Here is a 20,709-nt window from a genome sequence, read left to right as displayed (position 1 = left end):
AATCCAGGGGCATATAGATAGGTGTCGACAGTTCGTCATTCCGCTACGTGTTAGCGGAATCTAGAAAATTGAATTTTATGAAAAAGAGTGAATAAAATTTTTTGAAAAAAAATATAAAAAAGTGCTTGCACTTAATTTTATTTTTAGTATATTAATTACATAATATTTTTACTTATGGGTCAATATGCATAGTGGTAATGATAAAAAAGGTTTTGATGCTGAAAAGTGGAAGCGTGATAATACAGCACCAGGTGGTGGTATAGTGCAGGGAGCAAGAGGAATGAGGTATGATGATCATAGTGATAAAGCCAAGGAGCTACTAGAAAGGAGGCGTCAGTCTGAGCAGAAAAAAAACGAACCTGGTAGTTCTATGAAACGTTAAGTGAAAGGTAGTTGTTGTAATTTAAAAATGGGGAGGTTGGTATATATGGTAGAAAAATAGTGAGAGCGTTGGTTAGTGCTTTTAATGTACATAATTATGCTCGTAATACAGTTAAAACTAATTTTACGCTGCAAAGCAGGGGCGGGGAGGACTATATTGTAGTCTCATTTGATAAGGGTATGAAGGATTATCAGTGTAGCGAATATCTGGACAGTATAAAAAGGAAGATAATACGTGAATTCTATGGCATTGAAGAAAGTAATGATAAAGAAATATTGGATACAGCCAAGAAAGATTTTGATGTTACGTCTTTTCCATTTAACTATATCTATAAAGGGGACTGGTCCGTAGATAAGCAAGGTAGAATTGAGTTTGTAGCACCTGTAGATCAAGGTGTAATTTTTAATTTAAAGTCTCATTTGGCTGCTTCACTTGCAAAGGGTGTTCTAGAAGATATGCGAGTTAGTAGCACAGCCGTACCATTCAACAAGAAAAAGTATTTATGGTGTGGTGAATTTGATAATAAACAATTACGTGAGGAATTTGAGCGTGAGTTTTTGTCAAGGATGGAGAATAGATATGGGTATAGGAATGGTTTTAAGAACCCTCTGAAGGTTAAAGGCAATAGTGTATATATCAGGGACGTTTTTGATGACGCTCGTTTTATCGATAGTGTAGCACGGTATATTACATGGCTTAAAGGTATGGGTCTCCAGGCTGATAGCAAAGTTCGTGGTGATGTAAAAGCATTTAAAGAGTTGATAATGGAATTTATTGATCAACCAACGGAAATAATAATAGCTGGCTTTGTATGTGCTTCTCCTCTAGGTAGAGAAGAGGCCTCAGTTCTTATACCTCTTGTATTAAATGGCGGAAGAAAGCGGATATTGACAAATGAAGAAGCTCTTAAACTAAATCATGCATTTAATGGTGCTGTATTTAATGATCTTTATGGTGGAACCCAGGGGGAATTAGCAATAAATGGAGGTAATGGACTGTATAGCATAGACTTTTCCAATCCATACATTTCTCACTGTGTGATAACTAAAATAATAGAAAGCTCTGTAATCAACAAAGACCATGAACTGGCCATTGACCCTGAGCTTCCTCGAACGCTATTAACTGAACCATCACCGACACGGGAGTTTCCCAAGCGAAGTCGTGATGAAGGGTTAGAGAGGCCTCCCAGGCAAGGATCAGAAAGAGAGGGAGGAAAAAGGGGGCTGTTTCAGTTGGTGCCGGAGGAAATAGATTCAAGTCAATCCACTTGTGGTCAATCACAGCTATCTTTGAGTAGATCATCATCGATTTCTTCTCCTAGAGCATGGAAGAATTCAATGTCCTTAAATTCTGGGGTTTCTAGTGATGAGTGTTCTGAAGCAAAGTCACAAGATAGTAAATCTCCGAAGAAACATGGGGGTGGTGTTCAAAAAATGAAAAAATGGCTCTCTTCAACTTTTAGTAAGCAATATGACGTAAACCTTAAGCGACATGATGAAGGGCGTGGTACAACGCGCAGTACTCCTGAAACTCCTGTAACTAAAAAATCATCTGTGTCTAGATTATTTTCTTCATTGTCAGATATAGTAAGAGCAGAAAATAATTCACCCTCAAAAGAGACTTCTCCTGTAAGTTCTCTAGATGGTGATCCAGGCCCGTCACAAGGTACTATTTCGGGGAAAGGGGAGGTACTACCTGTAGAGTATAGATCTGATAACTCTAGTTCTAAAACAGCAGTTGATAGAGATAGTGGTTTTTGTTCTACGGGTTCTCCTGCTGCGCAACATAAGGGAAGTGTCCCTTCAAAGGAAAGTGTCCCTTCAGAGGTTAAAGAGTGTGAGGTAGAGCCTGTATCAGAGGCTTTGAGAAAATAAATTTAGGTTTTTAGATATCCACCCAAGTGTTTTATTAGGGTTGGAGCCAAAATCCCTGACCCTGAAAGCACTGGTGTTAGTTTTTCTCATCCATTGCAGATATTGCACCGTACTATCCACTTGATCATCGTGGCGAGTTTCTGGGAACATTAAAATTTCATATTCGAAATCGCTGAGCCATACCGCTTGCTGTGGCAGAAAAACCCTGCCAGACTCTATCACCGGAACAATTTGATAAAATCGAGTGAGTTTGTCATTGTGTGGAATTATTTCGATAATCGGTAGATCGCTATTTGCCTTTAGCTCTTGTGTTAATTGTTGACCACTCGTTTTTGCTTCGATCAAAATTGCGTGTGGCGTCCATCTTGCAGCTAGTGACAGAACTTGCTCTTTAAGCTTTGGGTACTCAAGCTTTGCTCGATATACATCAAGTAAATAGAATTTATTATCTATTTTTGCCCAGGTGGTGCAGACGTTAAAGTCGCTGGAATCGTTTGTTGAAACTGCAGTGTCCCAGCTTTGAGTTACATGTGAGAGATTATCAGGGAAATTTTTATAGCGCTTTAACCACTCTTGTTTTATTATACCACTTGAAAGCGGCAGGGGGTTTTGTTGATATTGAGCAGCAAAAGCGTAACTCCCGAGTTCAACTTTTATCATCTCAACTTCTTCTCTTCCTCCCTCCAGGGGATATAATAACTCATTCTCTTCTCTTGAATATAAACCTTTTTCTTGTGTCGTAATTGAGTCGATTATCTCCACTTTTTCAGAAATCATTGGCAAACAAATGTGATGCCATATGTTTTTTGGCTTAGATAAGAGGTGCCCAGTTAAGTCTTCCAGGTGGAGCCTATGCATCACAAGCACAATTACTCCTTTTTTTCTATCGTTGAGTCTCGTTACCAAAGTCTGATCGAACCAATTTGTGGCACGTTTTCTAAATGTTTCACTCAAAGCTTGAGCAGGGTTAAGCGGATCATCCACAATAATAAAGTCACCACCTTCACCGGTTAATGTTCCTCCAACTGATGTTGCGATTCTGTATCCTCTCTGCACTGTTTGGAATTTATATTTAGTGTTCTGGTCTTTGGATAGTTCTACCTCTGGAAATAGTTCTTTATACCAATCAGATTGCATTATGCACCTGGTATCGAGCGAATGTTTTTCACTAAGCAACTTAGAATAACTTGCAACTATTATTCTTGCAGTTACCCAGTATCCATGCGGGCCACGCAACACTCATACATATGGACTTCATTGAACGCGGAGGCATATTGAATATTATGCGCCTTACTTCGCCAGCATTCGCTGCTTCCAGCCTGTCTGCTATGACTTTTATGTACTGATAATCATTATACTCACATCCCGGCACCACTGTTTGAAAGCACAGTTCAATGAATTTTAGAAAGTTCATGTTAGACCTCCTATAGTATCACCCAAGTAACCCCTATGGTGTTATCCAAGTGGCCGACACTGGTTCCTTTATGACGGCGTCATGCAAGTAGCTGACACTGGAATGACATCCTTTGATTTTTTATATGGTTATGCAAGAAATCTAGTGTAGATTTTTATTTATTTTATAAGATTGAAGTGTTACAGTAGCGAGCTTACAACACTACTGTTTTGTAAATTTAGTGAATAAAATTACTTCTTTAACTTTATTGAAGCGAAAAATTGATTTCCATTGCGGTAAATGAGCAACATTATTGAATCTTTACCGTTTTTCTTTACTGCTAAATCAACTTGTTTTTGAAAATCGTTAGTATTTTCTATATCAGTTCCATCCAATTGGATAATGATGTCCCCTTTTTTAATACCACGCAGCGTGGCATTACTGTTACTATCTACATTGGTAACTATCACACCTTTTGTAGGTACATTATTTTTACTTTCTTTTGATTCTTTTGGCAGATTTGAAACAGTTAAACCGGTTACATAATCAGATGTTGATTTATTTTCTTCTTGATTGTTATCTTGGCCATCATTTGTAGATTCTCCGATCACAACTTTAATATTAACCTCTTTGCTCTTTCTAAGTAACTTAACTTGCACTTTTTTCTCAGGTCCAGCTCTTGAAACCATTTGAGGTAATTGTGTCATTCTATCGATTTTTTTACCGTCAAATTCTAATAATATATCACCTACTTTAATCCCACCTTTTTCTGCAGGACTATCCTTTACTATACTTGCAACCAATGCGCCTTTTATATCTTTTAAACCCAAGGACTCAGCAAATTCTTTCGTTATAGGCTGAACTTGCACACCAAGCCAACCATGTTTTATTTTTTTGCCACTTTTTAATGTGTCAATAATTGACATAGCTAAATTAGATGGTATGGCAAAACCTATACCCACGTTGCCGCCAGACTCAGATGGAGAATAGATAGCAGTATTAATACCTATAACTTTTCCATTTAAATCAAATAACGGTCCTCCAGAGTTACCCCTATTAATTGCAGCATCAGTTTGAATAAATTCATTCATAGTGCCAATACTAATGTCCCTGGACCTTGCAGATATAATTCCTGTGCTTACAGAGCCACCCAAACCAAATGGGTTACCTATTGCCATAACCGTATCACCAACCCTTGCTTTATCAGAATCACCAAATGCAACAGAAGAAAGATCTTTATCAGAATTAATCTTAAGCACAGCAAGATCAGTTCTTGCATCATAGCCTAAAACTTCTGCTTTGAAATAAGTATTATCGTTCATAGTAACTGTGATATCTTTGGCGTTTTTAATAACGTGATAATTGGTTACTATAGTTCCACCTTTATCTATAATAAACCCAGAACCAAGCAACACCACCTCTTTGTTAACACTAGGGCCCCTATCCATAAAAAACTGATCAAAATGCTCAAAAAACTCTCTAAAATCATCAAAAAAATTATTTCCTGGCATAGATGGAACTCTAGTTCTGCTGTTATTTTCTTGTTTGATGATTTGTTCACTTGAAATATTTACAACCGCAGGAATGAGTTCTTCCACTAAATCGGCAAGTCCTTGATTACAGTTGCATGCAGTAGTGCTAGCATCAACGACCTTTTTTGCATTCCAATCAAACATATTAGCATACGAAGAAAACGCAATTAGAAAATATGCAAATATAGATAAAATAAATGCCTTACTTTTCATAAATTATTTCCATCCTTTATTTAAAATATCTAAAAAGTTATTGTTTGGTGAAAGTACAAATTTAGTATTATTTTCGGCAAATGATTTACTGTAAGCGCTCATAGAGCGATAAAAGTTAAAGAACTCTTCATCAACCTTAAATGCCTCATTATAAATTCTAGTTGCTTCAGCATAACCACGGCCCCTTATTTCGTACGATTCTTTTACTGCACTGGAGATAATTTCCCTTTTTAATTTATCAGCTTTTGATCTAACTTCCTGCCCAGCTTGCTCTCCTTCTGCTCTAATTTCTTTTGCTTCTTTTTCCCTTTCAGTTTGCATACGGCGAAATATTGCAGAACTATTTTCTTCTGGTAAATCTGCTCTCTTAATTCTTACATCTATTATTTCTATGCCAAATTTTTCAGCTTCAGAATAAACTCCACGCTGAATCAATTGCATAACCTCTGATCTTTTTTCATTCAACAAACTAATCAACGAGAATCTGCCTATATTTTCTCTTATGTGTGCTTCTATAACCGGATATAATCTTCTAACCAGACCTGATTCATTCCTCACAGCCTGGTAAAAAGTAACAGGATTTGTTATTTTATATTTTGCATACGCATCTACTATAATACGTTTTTGATCCGCTGTTATCACTTCCCTTGGGATCTTATCAGGACTTAAATCTAAAACTCTTTTATCAAGAAACTCTACACTATTTATGAATGGTAACTTAAAATATAAGCCACTTTCCCTAACATCTCTTACAACTTTACCGAGTTGTATAACTATCGCTTGCTTTGTTTCTTGCACAACAAATATTGAATTAGATAAAGCAATCAATAAAACAACAAATACAGAAACAAAAACAATTTTAATATTACTACTCATGGTTATTTTCCTAAATTTGTAAGAGGTAAATAAGAAAACATACCTTTCAGATCATCAGTTACAACAACTTTGTCTACCTTACTGAAAATATTTTCCATAGTTTCAAGATAAATACGATTCTTAACGAGAGAAGGATTCTGTCTATATTCCTCATAAAGAGATAAAAAGCGATTTGCATTACCTTTTGCTTCATTTATTATTTCATTTTCATATGCTTGTGCATCTAATTTTATCTTTATCGCTTCACCCTTTGCTCGAGGTATAATATCATTATTATAAGCATATGCTTCGTTTATAGTACGCTCTTTGTCTGCACGAGCACTTTGTACATCTCTAAACGAACTGATTACTTTTTCTGGTGGATCAATTTTTTTCATTTGAACAGATAAAATCTCTATACCCATTTGGTATCCATCAAGAATCTGCTGCAATAGAATTCTAGTATCTCTAGAAATTTCTGGTCTGCCTTGACCAAGTGCAAAAGAGATCGTATTTTTACCTATTATTTCTCTCATGGCACTTTCAGCAGCATTTTTAACACTGAAACCTGGTTTGTAATCCCGCACTTTGAATAAATAGTCCTTAGCATCTCTAACGCGCCATTGAACCTCGAAGTTAACGTTGACTATATTTTCATCTCCAGTTAGCATCACGCCTTCACCGCGATCTGTATCTCGCCCATAAGAACTACTTACCCCAATTTCTTCACGATTTACTTCCTTAACGTTCACTTTAAAAACCTTGCCAATAGGGTAGGGGAAGTGATAACGCAAACCAGGTGTTTCTGTATTAGAATATTTACCAAAGGTAAGTTCTATACTTTCTTCACTAGGATGGACAATATAAAAGCCAGTGCAAGCATAGAACAGCAAAATAATGAAAATGATGAAATAAGGTTTTTTGCCCCTGTTTCTGGTTAATCCATTAAGAAAGAACCTTATATCAGATACAGCTTTACTTAAAATATCTTCATTATTAGGAGTTTTGTTCCCTACCGGTTTCTTTCCCAGATTCCAAGGATTATTATCATCAAACATAATGATTGATTCTATAATTAATACGCTAATATTACTTCTTTAATAAGAAAATGCAAACATAAATTGCTATTTTATTTACAAATTAATCATCAGGATGGAAAACATGATCGTACACTTCCTTTTCTCTATGTAATATGGTCGACTCTATGGAATTTTCTGGCTTTTTTTTGAATTCTTTGTTGTCACTCTTTAAGTGCACTACGTCTTTGTGAAAATGGGAATTATACCTAAATAGTAAAGCTATTATTATTAAAGTTATAACAGCCAAAAAGATGAGTGTTCTTTTTCTATACTTCATAAATGCTGCAGCTTCTTGACCTAATTTTCTATGTTACCACAAAACACGTCAAGCGAAATTATTTGAAGACAAATAAATACTGGCAATCAATTTAACACTAACTTAAGAATCAAGGAATACAATTATAATATATTTAATTAATAGTGAGGTTTAAAATGTTACATAATGAAAAAAATTCAAATTCTGTTGGAACTCAACAAAACCAACCAGAAGATAGTTTTGATTTGAATAAAACGATGCAAAATCTACCAAATTCAGATATTGCTAATGATCCCAAGAAGCTAAAAGAAAGAATTACTGACCTGTTAAAAGGGGATACAAAATTCTCTAAGATGAAACAAGGAGATAAGATTCTTGTAGTAAGTGCAGCAAGTGGATTATTTACGGCAGTACTACCACTTTTGGCAGTTGGTGCAACACTTGCTATACCAGGTGCTATAGTTGGTCTTGCTTTATATTTCGCTGTAAAAGTCGCTGTAAAAACAGTTCAATCTGGATATAAAGGGCTCAAGTGGTCAGCAGAAAAAACAGTTGATGGGGCGAAATATACTGCTGGGAAAGTTAAGGACGCATCAACATACGCTGCCGGAAAAGTTAGAGATGGTGCTGTGCATGTTAAAGATAAGGTGAAAGAAGGTTATGAACATTCAGTAGATTCACTGAAAAAAGGCGCTAGTTTTGTAGGCGAAGGAGTGGCAAATAAATTCCATAAGGCATCTGGTGAGACGGACTATTTAGATAAGGTAAAAAGGTTTACTCCAGATGCAATTAAGAAATCTGACGAAATAAGAAATGATATGAAAGCAATTTTTGCTGATAAAGGAAATAATTCTGGGTTAGTGAAAAATGTACTTTCTGGAATATCGTCAGAAATTGATTTAAAAATGGCAGAGAAGGCAAAATCAGGGGAGATTGAACATACTTCTGGATGGCAAGTACAGAAAGAATTCATTAATAATTTAAATGAAAAAAGCTTGCATAACTTGTTAACACAAAGGTCATTACCTAAAGGTAGTTATTTCATCGACAGTGTTTTCTCTGAACATTACGATGAAATTAAGAAGGTTATTAAAGAATGTAGAGAAAATCATTTGTACTCAAGCGTAAGCAATATGTTTGACAGAGCAGAGAAAAAAGCTAACAGTCCTTCTGTCAAAAGTTTAACTAGGTCTGTGTCATCATCATTCTCTTCACTGGGAAGAAAAGGCTCTGAACAATCTAACAGCTTGTCAAAAAGCAATTCACTAAATTCTATAGGAACTGAAAGTACTGCTACTGTCTCTGATTCAGATTCTCAGAACTTTGCAACAGTCCGTAGAAGCAATTCATCTAGTAGCTTAACTCCTAAGCTTACTCCAGTTGCTCCACCAGAACTACCTAGAAGCGCCTCATTGACTAACTTAAATGGACAAAGTTCTTTCAGTGAAGATGTTCTCAGTGATCCTATTGTGGAGCAAAACCTGGATAGTTTGAGTAACAGAACTCTCACTCACAGTAATTCTACTGATAGTGGAATGGGTTCTGGTTCTTCTACGCTAACAAGAAAACAAGTTCTTCCTTTAAAAGAAGAATTTGACAGAGAACTCGAAGAAAAGTTGGCAAAACGACGCGCATCTCTAGATCAACCTAGTGCAGAACCTGTCAACTCAAGAGCTACAGCAACTCCAGGAACAGTGTAATAAGTAAAACTTCTACCTTCTCCAAAAGGATGTTACTCAATGAGTAACGTCCTTTTTTTGTTTTTAAACTATAGAAAAATCCTAGATCCCAGCGGTATGCGTACAACCGTATGAACATTGTGATTTCTCTGCTAGGAAAGGTGTCATGCAAGTAGCTGACACTGGGATGGCTTTGTTGCATAGCAACTGAAAAAATCTGGTGGCTACTGACAAAATTCATTATAAAATAGCCATTTAACCTTGAAAGAAAAAATATGCCACAAAAAATGAGGGTCAGTAACCATAGCGAATATAACAAATTTCTAGAAAAAAGAGGAAATATTTTTCATTATATCAACGAAGCCATAGAAAAGTGGTACGAGAATGGTCCAAAAATACCAGGTGGCAACAATATTTATAGCGATAAAGTTGTAATTTTGGTGCACATAATAACTTGTTTATTTAGAATAGGCCTGAGGCAAACAGTTGGGTTTATAGCAGGATACCTTGAGCAAATTGGGAAAAATTTGCAAGTTATCAGCTATTCACAATCATCAAGAAGGTTTAAGAAACTCAATATTAAGATCAATGATTGCAGAAAATAATATGGAAGATATCGAAATTGCTATAGACAGTACAGGAATTAGTATATACAACAACACTCCTGGTCATAGCAAAGAAAATAGCGAAGATAGAAAGTATCGCAGCTATGAGCAGACAAGAAAATTGCATGTAATGTTGAATACAAACAGCAAAAAAGCCATAGCTGTAAAATACAGTAACGGCTGATCACTATGGAGCTTGTGATTTGCTAAAAGAAGTCGATTTTCAGTATGTCATAAAAGTACTATATGCAGATAGGGCATATGACAGAGAAAAGCTCTATAAGCTGTGTAATCAATATGGTATAAAAACGAAAATTCCTCCGAAAAACAACGCAGCAGAGCATCCAAAGTTAGACTATATGGCTGAGAGAAATGCTGCAATTAGACTAATAAAATCATGCAGCGAAGATGGAATGAAGAGGTGGAAAAGGCAAACAAACTACGGAAAAAGATCTTATATAGAAAGTTTTTTCTCGCGACTGAAACAAACATTCGGGTTTAGTTTTAGGAATAAATCTGAGACAAATAGAGAGAAGGAACTACTTGTTAAATGCTATTTGCTCAATAAGTTCACTGATATTGGTATGGCTAAATTTGAGATAGCTTCATAAATTTATTGTGCGTTACCTACTATCCGAAGAGCGATGCAACAAAGCCCACTGGGATCCAGGAAAGTTTGCTTGTTTACAAGCAAACTAGCATAGAAAGTGGTTACAACGTTTTCGATGAGATTATATGGAAAACTGGATTCCAGTGTCAAGCACTGGAATGACATCACAGGGGCACTGGGATGACACCTTTACGTTTGAGGCAAACTAGCTATAACACTTAACATACTACCTTTGCAAACAAATGTTCATACAGTACGCGCTGGCGTTATTTTCTCTTGATGAATAAATCTCGGTAGAGTATAGTAGCAATGCATTTATGTAGCTACTAATGAATAATTTAGTTTTGGTTTATACAACTTTTTCAAATTTTGAGGAGGCTAAAACTGTTTCTGAAGAATTGTTAAACGAGAAATTAATTGTATGTGTAAATATATTTCCCGAAGTGAATTCTCTGTATTTATGGGAAGGTAAAATTAGTAATAGTTGTGAAGTAGTGGCAATTATGAAGAGCAGGAATGATCAAGTTGATAAAATTGTAGAAAAAATCGAAGCAATGCATTCTTATGATCAGCCAGCTATTGCTGTGATGCCCATAGAAAAAGCAAATAAATCTTTTACTAATTGGGCTAATAGTGTTATTGATGTAAGTAGTATTGGGGTGTAGCCAAGTGGTAAGGCAGCGGTTTTTGATACCGCCACGCGAAGGTTCGAATCCTTCCACCCCAGCCATATTGAAGTGGGTGTGAAATGATATCACTTTTCTATAAATTAAGATTATTGAATTATATATTAGGTAGTCTAAAAGATATAATTGTGAAACTGTTTCTCTTCACAATGTATCTTTACACATTCAGCATTGTGCTCATGTTTCTCAGCAATGGTTTTTGGTATGCTGTAGAATTTTGCTCTTTCAAAAATGCGTTTTACCGTTTGTTTCAATATTGCAAGTGGTATTATGAAAATAGGGAAGATCTCGGTTACGGAATTTCTATTCGAATATTAGTGGCGTTTCTTACTCCGCATTTTCTCTATAAATTATTACTTGGCACAGGCTGGAAGTCCTTTTTAAAGGAAAAGATAATACAGATACTCAACACAAGAAGAAAAAAGGGTAGTGAGTTCAGTAACAGTAGCAAACCAAGTGGCAGTAGTTATAGTGATAAGAATAATTACAGCAATAACAGTGGTAACAATGAGCGTCAAGCTCAAGATGCAAAGCGAAAAGTAAACATGATAAAGCAGCTATTAATCAAAGATATAGAGGCAACTATAGATAGGAGATTGAATTATATTTTTTTCGGTAAAAGGAGTAAACCTCATTAAGTATATAAAAAGGCTTTATCTAGTAAGGCTTTTTAAGGTTGGCTGTATTTTATTTTTTACGTATACCGGATCACAATCAGCCAATATACATGTGTGCACAAAATCTTGACTAAAGTCTGACAACCAAGAAATTGCCTTACGTTTTTCTACCAAGCTTTCTGTTTTTTTACAGTTACTTGCTGCATCAATCATTGCCTGCGCTATTACTGATTTCCACAGCAAATAATACCTTTGTATATCATCTGACGTACTATTTGTTTCATAGTGGTTAAAAAATTCTTTAAAATTGAAGTTGTTTGACATAATGATACCTCTTTGGATTAAAATTTGAATGATTTGAGTTTATGTCGCCACAGCAGATTCCGCTAACAAGCAGCGGGATAACGAATTACTTAACCGTCATTACACCGTCATACCGCGATTCATTCGCGGTATCTCGCTAACAAGCAGCTGACCGTCATACCGCCGCGGCGCTAACAAGCAGCGGGATGACGGTTGTCAGGCCAGCGCCCCTATGATGTCATTCAAGTAGCTGACACTGGTTCCTTTATGACGGCAGTGCCCCTATGGTGTCATCCCAGTGTCCCTATGATGTCATCCCAGTGCCCAGACACTGGGATCCAGGAATTTTGATTGGACACTGGGTTGGTAAGCATAAAAGTGTTATGTAAAATACAACGTTCTTGATGGGATTGTGTGAAATGCTGGATTCCAGACTGGAATGACATCACAGGAGCACTGACCTCTCTTGGGCTCTTTTAGCCATAAACATTAAGAAATTTACCAAATGAAAAAAAAGGCAAAAGAAGCCCCGTGGTTATTATCCGCTTTAAAATATTGGCGTTTTTTATGTTTTAAACGCTTGACAAGCGAAATTCAGCTGCTTTTAATTGCAACTAACTTACGCTGCAAATGTTTAAGAAATTTACTAAGCAGAAAAAAAGACAAAGAATCCCCGAGTTAGCTAGTCTTTTACTATCTCTGTCGAGTATTGGCATTTTTTGATGTCTTGTAACGCTTTATAAGCGCGTTCAGCTTATTTAGATAAAAATCTAGATGTAGATGAAGTTTTGTAAAGACATACAGTATCTATATACTGCAAAAAATTGAACATAAGACGCCGATACATTAAGTAATCCTTACCTTTTAATCTGCAGATTGGCGAAAGCAAATACAATAGCTTCAGTTTCATGATAAGGGGGCTGGCGAGGTTTGTCAAGGAAGTTTTTTCGTTTCTGCGGGCTACCTGGTTTTCCTACTGAAATTTTGAAAAATGTAATCTACTCCTATATTCAAATATATCAAGCAGTAATTCAAAATCAGCCATTGCGCCTTTTGCGTTATTATACGCGAGATTGAGCAGCTCTTTGTCCTGATATAAATCAGCAAATTTAAATTCCATACATCCTGATTGTTTTGTGCCTAAAATATCTCCACTGCCTCTTAGCATCATATCCCTTTCAGCAATGTAAAATCCATCTTGTGACTCACACATGATCTTTAACTTTGAAGATGAGCTTTTACTTAAATTATCGTATAATAATACACAAAAAGATGGCTTGTTTCCTCGCCCTACTCTGCCTCTTAACTGATGCAATTGTGATAACCCAAATTGCTCTGCATTTTCTATAATCATGATGGTTGCATCTGGCACATCTATACCAACTTCTATCACAGTGGTTGCAACAAGCAGAGAAAATTCATTCCTTTTGAAGGAAAACATAACTTGATCTTTCTGCTCCTGAGTCAATTTTCCGTGTATTATCCCGACTTTATCAAGAAATGTTTTTTGTAATTCCTGAAAACGCATCTCTGCTGCAGCAATATTGGTCTCTTCGTTTTCTTCTATATATGGACAAATCCAATATGCTTTTTCGCCCCTGTTTATAGCACCTTTTAGCTTTTCAATAACATCTGGCACCCTACTAATGTTCATAGTTACAGTTTTTATTGGCAATCTGGATTTTGGTTTTTCTTTCAAAATTGAACATTCAACGTCACCATACATAGCTTGCTGCAAAGTTCTTGGAATGGGAGTTGCAGTAACGAAAAGTATATCGGCATTTTCTCCTTTTCCTACCAAGCGATTTCTCTGCATCACTCCAAATCGCTGTTGCTCGTCTATGACTGCAAGCCCTAAATTTTTAAATGTAACGTTAGCTTGAAATAGTGCATGAGTGCCAATCACTATATTTAAAACACCACTTGCAAGTTCGTTCATGATAATCTTTCTTTCCTTGCGCGAAGTTTTACCAGTAAGCAGCGCAACTTTTATATCGGTACAGGATAAAACTTCCTCAATCCAATTATAATGTTGCTCCGCCAAGATAGTAGTCGGTGCCATTAGAGCTGCCTGCATGTTGTTTTCTACCACATTTATCATTGCAAAAAGTGCAACTACGGTTTTGCCACTACCAACATCACCTTGCAGCAAGCTTATCATGCGATACTTGGATTTTTGTCTCTCTGAGATCTCATCTATTGCACGAGTTTGATCATTTGTTAATTGAAACGACAATTCATTTAAAACTTGCTCTTTATATTTACTCAATATTATAAATTCTCTTCCCCTTTCTTTCACATGATTTTTTCTTGCAAGTTTCAGCGCTAGCTGATACGCAAACAATTCATCATAAGCAAGCCTTTTTCTACAAACCTCAGCTTCCACCAATGAGCTTGGTCTGTGCAACTTTATGATGCTTTCCCTCCAACTTAACCATTTTTTTTGCTTGATTAATGTATCATCTATCCACTCTGGTAAATCAGGCAATTCCTTTAGATTAGAGCTTATTATGTTCCCAATGCGCTTATTGGTAATGCCACGGCATAATTGGTAAACTGGCTCTATGCAAGCTATTTCTTTAAATTGGTTGATGTCAAGCGACACGTAATCTGGATGAGTAATTTGCCAATGTTCAGCAAATTTTTCGAGTTTGCCACTGATGATCACATTCGCTCCAATTGGAAATAGTTTATATAAATACTTAACTGAGTAATTAAAAAAGACTATGAATATATACTGACTCTCACTTTCAACGACTATTTTATATGGTCTACCTCTAAAAGTGGGCGACTGATGTTCATAAACTTTTGCAATGAAAGTTGTAAATTCTCCAACTCGAGCATCAGATAGTAACTTGCTTCTATCCACATAACTAAGTGGCTTATAAAACAGCAGATCCACCACCTTGTCCCCACCACAAAGTTTAGGTAATATTGCGGAATGAAACTTAGGTATATTCTCCAGCCTGCTATTTAGAAAAATCTGATTGCTCATTGAGATTCATACATGTGTAAAACTGTTATAGAGCCTTTTTAAAATCTTGTCACCTTATGGTCAGGTATGCACTATAGCTAGCACAGCTCTCTAACGTCATACCGCGATTCATTCGCGGTATCTCAGCCGCTAACACGTAACGGAATGACGAATTTGTTGTTTTTAAAATCGTCGGTAAGCCTAAGTTACCCCTAACTATATTTGCTATCATAGGGCTTATAGTAGGTATTTTATTAACTTATTAATCATTTTTATGTATTATTATACTATCAGCAGTCTATATCAAGGTATTCATAATGAGTAGCTCTATATCAGAAGAAAAGGAAAATCCAGTAGTTACATTAAGAACTCAAGCAGAAAAGTTTGGTTTTAGCAAGTTAAGAGCTGGTAAAGACAATGCTGAAGCGAATTCTGGTAATACAGCGTTCTTAGATTTTCAGAGAATGGATTTTGTTATTAACGGCAAAAGTATAAGTAGAGATTTGATTGCCGAGCTATACAAAGAACATGATAGTTTACTGCCAAAAAGTGAAGGTAAAAATGAAGACTACCGCCCATTTGCAAGAAAAGTTTTTAAGGAGATGTTCAAATACGCTAAGGCAGAAGTTCCAAGTGACTCTATCTTGGAAGAATTAGTTATCAATTGTAATCAAGCAGGATATGAAGCTGGTGTACATATAGAGTTTCAAGGTGCACTTAGCCAGCATTCATTCATAATAGAAAGCCCTGAAAAAGTAATAAGTATTGACTGTGTTAGCCAAAATAATGTGAGTGTTAAATCTGATATGACATTACCAATATTTTTCCAAAGGAGTGACGGTACATTCGGTGACAAGGTGTGTGATCTATCCAGCTCACTAGAATTCACGCTTAAGTCTCAAGATGATAAAAATGTAACATACACAAATGGTAACTTGTCACTTACTGTTCCTGAGAGACTGAAGGACTATAATATAGGTGATAAAAGCTTATTTGACATTATAAAAGAATACTTTCAGAAATTGTGCGAGAGGCTTGGATTTTTTAAAATAAAAATAGAGCATGGTTTAGGCGATCCACTAGAAGTAAGCGACCATCTGGAAAATATGGAACCCCCTATTCGTAGTAATGAGCACGGCCTGAATTAAAATATCTTGAGCTTGTTTGCACAATCAATCACTTCAGCATTTAGAAATTGTTTTTTAAACCAGGTATACTGACGTTTCGCGTAGTGTCTTGTGTTTGTTTGAGCAATTTGTATCGCTTCGTCTAAAGTAATCTCACCTTTCAAGTACTTTATAATTTCTGGCACTCCGTGTGCTTTCATAGCTGGCAAATGTGGGGCTAGGTTCATGCTAAGTAGCTTTTTTACTTCATCAATTGCTCCATTTTCAATCATTGTAATGAAACGAGAATTTATTTTTCGGTATACATCTTCACGTTTAGGCAGAATTGTATATATCTTAAAATTATTGAATAAAGGAGGCTGTCTATTCTCTTGCCATACAAAAATTGACTTGCCAGTTTCAGTGATAACTTCAAGTGCCCTTGAAAGGCGGTGCGAGTCATTCATGAACACTTTACCTTGAATCCTTGGATCTTTGCTTAGCGCTAATTTGTAAAACTCCTCTTTACTTAAATTTTTCCTTAATTCGCTTACATTTTTCCTCACTTCCTGACTTATTTGTGGCATTGATGATAAGCCTTTGATTAAACTGCTGATGTAAAGCCCGCTTCCTCCAGTGATGATAGGTATTTGAGCATTTTCTAATGCGTGATTAACTTCTTTTTCTAAATCTTCTAACCATAGACCCACGGAATAATTTTCTTTTGCTGAAACATAACCATATAGTTTATAAAATACTTCTTGCTTTGGTGGTTGAGCAGTAATTATGGGAATTTCTTCATATACCTGCTTTGAATCACAATTTATTATACTAATATTTCCATATTTTTCTATCAGGTTATCGCATAATTCTGATTTACCTGAGGCCGTAATTCCTGTAATAATTACTATATTATTTTTCATTTATATTAATTTAATTAACATATGATAAAGTGTAGTAAAAGTTTGGATTCTACAATCTAAAGTTTGGAGATTTTTATGGCAGAAAACAACGACAATAATTCATTTACTAAGCGTTTCACAAACAGGACTCCTGGCGGTACAGGGGAAGGTTTTTCCAGTAAGTATTCGTCTCAAAACACCAAAGAACGGGCATTAGGGGAAAAAGGAAAAATTTCTGAATTAGCAGGCAAAAAAACCGAATCCAAGGAAGCTTTTTCTGAAAGTGGCGGCATAAAAAGTAAAAGCAGAACTGTCAATGAAAGATCTTTTGCTGATGCAACAAAAAGAAGTAGGTCAGATCTTATATACTTAGTCCGTGGTAAAGATCGTGGAAAATCAGCGTGGCATTATGTATTAGTTGATAAAGAGAAAAGAGAAATGTTTCTAGCAAAAAGCAGAACTGGCTCTATAGATGTTGCAGACTATGGAGAGATTTTGTATTCAGGATGGGGAGAGGATCCACCACAGGCAATAGTTGATAAAGTCAATGAAGAGTTTGGGTTGTAGCAAGTCTGCATAACAAATGGTAAGCTGCGTTGTATTATATTCACAAAAACTAGCGTATCTGTTTAGAGGAGTGGCTAATGTGCAAATATTGAAGCAAAGTGCGTGACACACAGCTGTACGAACATTGCAATATGGTACATAGTAAACGATGTCATTCCAGTGCTTGACACTGGAATCCAGCTTTTTCATAATCATCAAAATGTTGTATTTTAACATAAAACGGCTACTTTTATGCTTACCAACTTAATAAAATTCCTGGATCCCAGTGGGCTTTGTTGCATCGCTCTTCGGATAGTAGGTAACGCACAATAAATTTATGAAGCTATCTCAAATTTAGCCATACCAATATCAGTGAACTTATTGAGCAAATAGCATTTAACAAGTAGTTCCTTCTCTCTATTTGTCTCAGATTTATTCCTAAAACTAAACCCGAATGTTTGTTTCAGTCGCGAGAAAAAACTTTCTATATAAGATCTTTTTCCGTAGTTTGTTTGCCTTTTCCACCTCTTCATTCCATCTTCGCTGCATGATTTTATTAGTCTAATTGCAGCATTTCTCTCAGCCATATAGTCTAACTTTGGATGCTCTGCTGCGTTGTTTTTCGGAGGAATTTTCGTTTTTATACCATATTGATTACACAGCTTATAGAGCTTTTCTCTGTCATATGCCCTATCTGCATATAGTACTTTTATGACATACTGAAAATCGACTTCTTTTAGCAAATCACAAGCTCCATAGTGATCAGCCGTTACTGTATTTTACAGCTATGGCTTTTTGCTGTTTGTATTCAACATTACATGCAATTTTCTTGTCTGTTCATAGCTGCGATACTTTCTATCTTCGCTATTTTCTTTGCTATGACCAGGAGTGTTGTTGTATATACTAATTCCTGTACTGTCTATAGCAATTTCGATATCTTCCATATTATTTTCTGCAATCATTGATCTTAATATTGAGTTTCTTAAACCTTCTTGATGATTGTGAATAGCTGATAACTTGCAAATTTTTCCCAATTTGCTCAAGGTATCCTGCTATAAACCCAACTGTTTGCCTCAGGCCTATTCTAAATAAACAAGTTATTATGTGCACCAAAATTACAACTTTATCGCTATAAATATTGTTGCCACCTGGTATTTTTGGACCATTCTCGTACCACTTTTCTATGGCTTCGTTGATATAATGAAAAATATTTCCTCTTTTTTCTAGAAATTTGTTATATTCGCTATGGTTACTGACCCTCATTTTTTGTGGCATATTTTTTCTTTCAAGGTTAAATGGCTATTTTATAATGAATTTTGTCAGTAGCCACCAGATTTTTTCAGTTGCTATGCAACAAAGCCATCCCAGTGTCAAGCACTGGGATGACACCATTTGTTGTAAACTCACTTTTACTCTATGGTCTTGCCGCTATCCTGAACGGATACAAACTAGCAGTTATAGCTCTTTTTACAATAATCCGAACAGACCGTAATATGCTACTGGCCTGCTATAGCCATAAACACATATCTTATCGCATTCGGACTATTATAAGAAAGGCTATACTATATAAGATACAATGCAACAAAACTGATCTAGTTGTTATAAATAAGTTTTGAGCTATATGGTATCTAAAATAATAAATGCAATACAGAACAACTTGTTAGTGTGTTTTCCAACAGAAACAGTGTATGCTCTTGCTTGTAATGCACTAGATAATGAATCTATAGGAAAAATATATCAGATAAAGAAACGCTCTCAAAATAAACCACTGTCTATATTTGTTAGTGATATTTACAATTTGACAAAAATAGCAAAGGTAAAGGAAAGATATATTGATTTAATAAACCACTTTTCTCCTGGACCAATTACCTATATTTTACCACTTAAAAACAACAATATATTGCCAAACGAATTCTTTAAAGATAGTATAGGCATCAGAATCCCTAAGCATCCTATTGCAATTTCAATATTAAATAAACTGAAAGTTCCAATAGTTGCAACTAGTATAAATATTTCAGGAGAAAAAAGTGTATGTAAGGCAGACGATATACCACAATCCATTAAGCAACATTTATCTGTAGTGATTGAAGATGATGAACTAGTTTCTGGTACAGAATCTACTATTATTGACTTAACCGAAGATAAGATTAAGGTTTTAAGGGAAGGTGCAATTTCATTACAAACAGTAAACAACGCATTTTCAAACTAAGATCTATAGGAGAAAAAATGAAAAGAGTAATAGGTCACAACCAGGCCAAAAAAAAATTAATGAACAACTTATCTGTTCAGTCTTGGCTGATCTGTGGTAAAAAAGGTATAGGAAAAGCAACGCTTGCAAAATCCTTCTCCAATTGGTTACTCATAAAAAGCTATAATGAAGTAGCATTGGACTTACACATTGTTGAAGGTGATACTATCGGAATAGAAAAAGTCAGAGAAATGAAAAACTTTCTACACTTAAGTCCCATTCAATCAGAACACAAAATAGCTATAATAGATAGCTTAGAGGCAATGACTAATAACGCTAAAAACGCAATATTGAAAATATTAGAAGAGCCGCCAAAAAATTCTAAGATATTTATAATTAGCCATAAGCCATATGATATACAAACCACTATCTTGTGTAGGTGCTTTCAGCTAAATTTACTTCCATTAACTTATGATGAAACAAAGCAAGTTGCTTCATCTCAATGTAAATTTGATGATCAAACGTTTGACGAAATGATTACTTTATTTCCTGGAATGCCAGGAATGATAATAAATGCAATAAGTAGTGATGCTTATGAAGCATACAAATGCTTTTATAAATTTCTTCATGATTTAAAGAATCCCAATATGATTAATAAAGTAATTAATAGCGAAATCGAACTAGAACTAGCATCATATATAATTCAGGCCTTCATTTTAGAAAGCATAAAGAGAGAGGTAAATGATGTTGAAATTCTGCTAAGTCAGTGGAAAAAAATAGATGAACTTTTCGTTGCCGCAAAGCAACTCCACTTAGATAAAAAGCATGTTTTAGCTAATGTAGTTAATATCATGACATAAGTTTACAAAGTATAATACTTTTAACATAAATTCATGATAAAATTCTGTT

Annotated in this window: 17 protein-coding genes, 1 tRNA gene and 3 pseudogenes; 12 read left to right on the top strand and 9 right to left on the bottom strand. The window is 35.5% G+C overall.

Annotated elements, in window-relative coordinates; genetic code table 11:
• The first annotated feature begins 184 nt into the window (after nt 1-184).
• Both ACQH2Q_RS04690 and ACQH2Q_RS04685 read left to right on the top strand, forming a co-directional pair.
• On the top strand, nt 185-382 hold the full coding sequence (locus tag ACQH2Q_RS04690; RefSeq protein ID WP_182309933.1) for a hypothetical protein: 198 nt from the start codon (nt 185-187) through the stop codon (nt 380-382).
• Nucleotides 383-450: 68 nt separating this feature from the next.
• Complete coding sequence (locus tag ACQH2Q_RS04685; protein WP_425383405.1) at nt 451-2,256, top strand: hypothetical protein; 1,806 nt, start codon at nt 451-453, stop codon at nt 2,254-2,256.
• Here ACQH2Q_RS04685 and terL read toward each other — a convergent pair.
• The 5 genes and pseudogenes from terL to ACQH2Q_RS04660 all read right to left on the bottom strand — a co-directional run bounded on the left by terL (nt 2,236) and on the right by ACQH2Q_RS04660 (nt 7,575).
• Nucleotides 2,236-3,670, bottom strand: a pseudogene (gene terL / locus ACQH2Q_RS04680) (phage terminase large subunit). The gene ACQH2Q_RS04685 and the pseudogene terL overlap by 21 nt on opposite strands.
• A gap of 230 nt (nt 3,671-3,900) precedes the next feature.
• Nucleotides 3,901-5,394 carry a DegQ family serine endoprotease gene (locus ACQH2Q_RS04675; protein ID WP_077188355.1) on the bottom strand — a complete coding sequence of 498 codons (1,494 nt, stop codon included), beginning with the start codon at nt 5,392-5,394 and terminating at the stop codon, nt 3,901-3,903.
• A gap of 3 nt (nt 5,395-5,397) precedes the next feature.
• On the bottom strand, nt 5,398-6,270 hold the full coding sequence (hflC, locus tag ACQH2Q_RS04670) for a protease modulator HflC (RefSeq protein WP_155969359.1): 873 nt from the start codon (nt 6,268-6,270) through the stop codon (nt 5,398-5,400).
• Nucleotides 6,271-6,272: 2 nt separating this feature from the next.
• The gene (gene hflK / locus ACQH2Q_RS04665; RefSeq protein ID WP_010962866.1) at nt 6,273-7,307 is read right to left on the bottom strand and encodes an FtsH protease activity modulator HflK; all 1,035 of its coding nucleotides are present in this window, start codon (nt 7,305-7,307) and stop codon (nt 6,273-6,275) included.
• Between the two features lie 82 nt (nt 7,308-7,389).
• On the bottom strand, nt 7,390-7,575 hold the full coding sequence (locus tag ACQH2Q_RS04660) for a hypothetical protein (protein WP_259348664.1): 186 nt from the start codon (nt 7,573-7,575) through the stop codon (nt 7,390-7,392).
• 185 nt (nt 7,576-7,760) lie between these two features.
• On the opposite strand from ACQH2Q_RS04660, the gene walE1 reads away from it, so the two are divergent.
• The 5 genes and pseudogenes from walE1 to ACQH2Q_RS04635 all read left to right on the top strand — a co-directional run bounded on the left by walE1 (nt 7,761) and on the right by ACQH2Q_RS04635 (nt 11,802).
• Entirely contained in the window at nt 7,761-9,284 is a 1,524-nt protein-coding gene (gene walE1 / locus ACQH2Q_RS04655; protein WP_425383404.1) for an actin bundler, read from the top strand.
• 254 nt (nt 9,285-9,538) lie between these two features.
• Nucleotides 9,539-10,479 (top strand): annotated as a pseudogene (locus ACQH2Q_RS04650) (IS5 family transposase).
• Nucleotides 10,480-10,807: 328 nt separating this feature from the next.
• Nucleotides 10,808-11,143 (top strand): divalent-cation tolerance protein CutA, encoded by a 336-nt coding sequence (gene cutA, locus ACQH2Q_RS04645; protein ID WP_006279213.1) that lies wholly within the window; start codon nt 10,808-10,810, stop codon nt 11,141-11,143.
• Nucleotides 11,134-11,208, top strand: a tRNA-Gln gene (locus ACQH2Q_RS04640). Before cutA ends, ACQH2Q_RS04640 begins: the two co-directional genes overlap by 10 nt.
• Before the next feature lie 201 nt (nt 11,209-11,409).
• Nucleotides 11,410-11,802 carry a hypothetical protein gene (locus ACQH2Q_RS04635; RefSeq protein WP_244263371.1) on the top strand — a complete coding sequence of 131 codons (393 nt, stop codon included), beginning with the start codon at nt 11,410-11,412 and terminating at the stop codon, nt 11,800-11,802.
• Nucleotides 11,803-11,817: 15 nt separating this feature from the next.
• Here ACQH2Q_RS04635 and ACQH2Q_RS04630 read toward each other — a convergent pair whose 3' ends face one another.
• Complete coding sequence (locus tag ACQH2Q_RS04630; protein ID WP_010962862.1) at nt 11,818-12,105, bottom strand: hypothetical protein; 288 nt, start codon at nt 12,103-12,105, stop codon at nt 11,818-11,820.
• Between the two features lie 484 nt (nt 12,106-12,589).
• Between ACQH2Q_RS04630 and ACQH2Q_RS04625 the strand changes: the two genes are divergently transcribed.
• On the top strand, nt 12,590-12,766 hold the full coding sequence (locus tag ACQH2Q_RS04625; RefSeq protein WP_338481703.1) for a hypothetical protein: 177 nt from the start codon (nt 12,590-12,592) through the stop codon (nt 12,764-12,766).
• A 291-nt stretch (nt 12,767-13,057) separates the two neighbouring features.
• Here the strand turns inward: ACQH2Q_RS04625 and recG are convergent, their stop codons facing one another.
• Nucleotides 13,058-15,079, bottom strand: a complete 2,022-nt coding sequence (gene recG / locus ACQH2Q_RS04620) for an ATP-dependent DNA helicase RecG (protein WP_038199133.1) — start codon at nt 15,077-15,079, stop codon at nt 13,058-13,060.
• Nucleotides 15,080-15,375: 296 nt separating this feature from the next.
• Between recG and ACQH2Q_RS04615 the strand changes: the two genes are divergently transcribed.
• Nucleotides 15,376-16,206 (top strand): hypothetical protein, encoded by an 831-nt coding sequence (locus ACQH2Q_RS04615; RefSeq protein ID WP_264339102.1) that lies wholly within the window; start codon nt 15,376-15,378, stop codon nt 16,204-16,206.
• Here the strand turns inward: ACQH2Q_RS04615 and miaA are convergent.
• A complete protein-coding gene (gene miaA / locus ACQH2Q_RS04610) occupies nt 16,203-17,087 on the bottom strand; it encodes a tRNA (adenosine(37)-N6)-dimethylallyltransferase MiaA (RefSeq protein WP_065094524.1) in 885 nt (294 codons plus the stop codon). The genes ACQH2Q_RS04615 and miaA overlap by 4 nt on opposite strands.
• Nucleotides 17,088-17,162: 75 nt before the next feature.
• Between miaA and ACQH2Q_RS04605 the strand changes: the two genes are divergently transcribed.
• On the top strand, nt 17,163-17,633 hold the full coding sequence (locus ACQH2Q_RS04605; protein WP_182309938.1) for a hypothetical protein: 471 nt from the start codon (nt 17,163-17,165) through the stop codon (nt 17,631-17,633).
• 314 nt (nt 17,634-17,947) lie between these two features.
• Here the strand turns inward: ACQH2Q_RS04605 and ACQH2Q_RS04600 are convergent.
• A pseudogene (locus tag ACQH2Q_RS04600) lies at nt 17,948-18,887 on the bottom strand (IS5 family transposase).
• A gap of 346 nt (nt 18,888-19,233) precedes the next feature.
• On the opposite strand from ACQH2Q_RS04600, the gene ACQH2Q_RS04595 reads away from it, so the two are divergent.
• Together ACQH2Q_RS04595 and ACQH2Q_RS04590 are read left to right on the top strand one after the other, a co-directional pair.
• The gene (locus tag ACQH2Q_RS04595; protein WP_182309570.1) at nt 19,234-19,821 is read left to right on the top strand and encodes an L-threonylcarbamoyladenylate synthase; all 588 of its coding nucleotides are present in this window, start codon (nt 19,234-19,236) and stop codon (nt 19,819-19,821) included.
• Between the two features lie 17 nt (nt 19,822-19,838).
• Nucleotides 19,839-20,660, top strand: a complete 822-nt coding sequence (locus tag ACQH2Q_RS04590; protein WP_182309569.1) for an AAA family ATPase — start codon at nt 19,839-19,841, stop codon at nt 20,658-20,660.
• Nucleotides 20,661-20,709: the final 49 nt, after the last annotated feature.

Origin of the sequence: Wolbachia endosymbiont (group A) of Melieria omissa (assembly GCF_964031125.1) — a bacterium.
Taxonomy (GTDB): Bacteria; Pseudomonadota; Alphaproteobacteria; order Rickettsiales; family Anaplasmataceae; genus Wolbachia; species Wolbachia pipientis.
The sequence above is the reverse complement of the archived record's forward strand: the minus strand, read 5'-3'. Positions and strand labels throughout refer to the sequence as shown.

Excerpts from the sequence above, each read along its gene's own strand:
- hflK (WP_010962866.1), bottom strand. The coding sequence starts at position 7,307 with ATGTTTGATGATAATAATCCTTGGAATCTGGGAAAGAAACCGGTAGGG.
- hflC (WP_155969359.1), bottom strand. The coding sequence starts at position 6,270 with ATGAGTAGTAATATTAAAATTGTTTTTGTTTCTGTATTTGTTGTTTTA.
- ACQH2Q_RS04595 (WP_182309570.1), top strand. The coding sequence starts at position 19,234 with ATGGTATCTAAAATAATAAATGCAATACAGAACAACTTGTTAGTGTGT.
- ACQH2Q_RS04675 (WP_077188355.1), bottom strand. The coding sequence starts at position 5,394 with ATGAAAAGTAAGGCATTTATTTTATCTATATTTGCATATTTTCTAATT.
- cutA (WP_006279213.1), top strand. The coding sequence starts at position 10,808 with ATGAATAATTTAGTTTTGGTTTATACAACTTTTTCAAATTTTGAGGAG.
- walE1 (WP_425383404.1), top strand. The coding sequence starts at position 7,761 with ATGTTACATAATGAAAAAAATTCAAATTCTGTTGGAACTCAACAAAAC.
- recG (WP_038199133.1), bottom strand. The coding sequence starts at position 15,079 with ATGAGCAATCAGATTTTTCTAAATAGCAGGCTGGAGAATATACCTAAG.
- ACQH2Q_RS04630 (WP_010962862.1), bottom strand. The coding sequence starts at position 12,105 with ATGTCAAACAACTTCAATTTTAAAGAATTTTTTAACCACTATGAAACA.
- ACQH2Q_RS04690 (WP_182309933.1), top strand. The coding sequence starts at position 185 with ATGCATAGTGGTAATGATAAAAAAGGTTTTGATGCTGAAAAGTGGAAG.
- ACQH2Q_RS04605 (WP_182309938.1), top strand. The coding sequence starts at position 17,163 with ATGGCAGAAAACAACGACAATAATTCATTTACTAAGCGTTTCACAAAC.
- ACQH2Q_RS04615 (WP_264339102.1), top strand. The coding sequence starts at position 15,376 with ATGAGTAGCTCTATATCAGAAGAAAAGGAAAATCCAGTAGTTACATTA.
- ACQH2Q_RS04625 (WP_338481703.1), top strand. The coding sequence starts at position 12,590 with ATGAAAAAAAAGGCAAAAGAAGCCCCGTGGTTATTATCCGCTTTAAAA.
- ACQH2Q_RS04590 (WP_182309569.1), top strand. The coding sequence starts at position 19,839 with ATGAAAAGAGTAATAGGTCACAACCAGGCCAAAAAAAAATTAATGAAC.
- miaA (WP_065094524.1), bottom strand. The coding sequence starts at position 17,087 with ATGAAAAATAATATAGTAATTATTACAGGAATTACGGCCTCAGGTAAA.